General features: G+C 74.4%; 1 protein-coding gene and 1 pseudogene. One reads left to right on the top strand and one right to left on the bottom strand.

What is annotated here, in order from left to right:
- A pseudogene (locus tag ACFFNX_RS49770) lies at positions 1-283 on the top strand (MFS transporter); the annotation flags it as partial.
- Here ACFFNX_RS49770 and ACFFNX_RS49765 read toward each other — a convergent pair.
- Positions 256-930 carry a response regulator gene (locus tag ACFFNX_RS49765; protein WP_378213486.1) on the bottom strand — a complete coding sequence of 225 codons (675 nt, stop codon included), beginning with the start codon at positions 928-930 and terminating at the stop codon, positions 256-258. The pseudogene ACFFNX_RS49770 and the gene ACFFNX_RS49765 sit on opposite strands and share 28 nt — an antisense overlap.
- Between the last annotated feature and the right edge of the window lie 570 nt (positions 931-1,500).

Below are 1,500 nucleotides of genomic sequence, written 5' to 3'. Positions count from 1 at the left end.
CTCACCGGCGCTGGCGACGGCCTATCTGATCGCGGACGAGTCCGCCGCCCCCGGCGCACGTACGCGGGCGGGCGCGTGGGTGAACACCGCCGTCAACGGGGGCTCCTCCGGTGGAACCGCGGACGCCGGGCTGCTGCTGGGCCGCCTGCCGCTGGCAGCGTGCTTCGCGGCCGCCGCGCTCCCCGTCCTGGCCGCCGCCGTGACCGCCCTGATCCTCCACGTCGCGACACGTCACGGTCGCTCCGGGGCGCCGCGTCACCGGCCGGAGCCGCTCCGCAGGTAGGCCAGCACCGCGAGGACCCGGCGGCTCGTGTCGTCGTCCGGGGGGAGGTCGAGCTTGGCGAGGATGCTGCCGACGTGCTTGCCGACCGTGGCCTCGGAGACGACGAGGAGGCGGGCGATCGCGGTGTTCGAGTGCCCTTCGGCGATGAGGCCGAGGACCTCGCGCTCCCGCGCGGACAGCCGGCTCAGCGGATCGCGCTGCCGGTGCAGCAACCGGCGTACGACCTGGGGATCGATCACGGTTCCGCCGTCGGCCACCTGGCGCAGCGTGGCGACGAACTCCTCGACGTCGACCACCCGGTCCTTGAGGAGATAGCCGACGCCTCTGCCGTCGCCGGAGTCGAGCAGGTCGGAGGCGTAGCTCGGCTCGACGTACTGGCTGAGCGCGACCACGGCCAGGTTCGGGTCGGCGCGGCGGAGCTCGACGGCAGTACGCAGCCCCTCGTCCGTGTATCCCGGGGGCATCCGGATGTCGGTCAGCACCAGGTCGGGGGCGTGCTCGGCGACGGCCTTCCTGAGCGTACCGGCGTCGTCGGCCATGGCGACGACCTCGAACCCGAACCGGTGCAGCAGTCCCGCGAGCCCCTCCCGGAGAAGCACGCCGTCCTCGGCGAGGACCACTCGGATCGCGGTTCGCTCAGACTGCACGGAAGCTCCACACGTAGGACCGCCGGCCCGCCGACCGGGCTCGACGGGAACATTCTCCCGGGTTCGCGTGTCGATAGGGCCAGGCATACCCGAGGTCGGGGCCCTGCCCCGATGCCCGGCGGCCCGGCCGGGCGATGGAATCGCCGACATGATGGTGGGACAGGCAGGGCCGGAGCGGCGATCCGGCTCGCGCGGCGTGCCCCGGGAGTACGGGCCCAGGCGCGGGTCCGCGCGCTCGACGGCGTGCAGCTGGGGTTCCCGGCCGTATGTACCGGCGGACCCTCTACTCGGGGATCGGCGCGGTGGACCCGGCGGCCTATCGGCGAACGTACCGGCCGCCCGCGCCGGCTCGCTGGACCGGCTGTGCGGCCGGACCATCGCCGTGGCTCCGGGGCAGAGCGAGGAAGGGTGGCGCCTCGGCGGTGTGGCCACCGCGCGCGTCGGCGGGCAGCGGATGCGGCTGCGGATCTGCTGCCCCCGACACTGGAGAACGGCGCCGACGACTTCCTAGCGCCGCGCGAACTGGTTCCGGACGCGGTCGCCGCGCGGGCGCCGGCACGGACCGTGGTC

This window comes from Actinoallomurus acaciae, from assembly GCF_042429965.1.
Classification (GTDB): Bacteria; Actinomycetota; Actinomycetes; order Streptosporangiales; family Streptosporangiaceae; genus Actinoallomurus; species Actinoallomurus acaciae.
The sequence above is the reverse complement of the archived record's forward strand: the minus strand, read 5'-3'. Positions and strand labels throughout refer to the sequence as shown.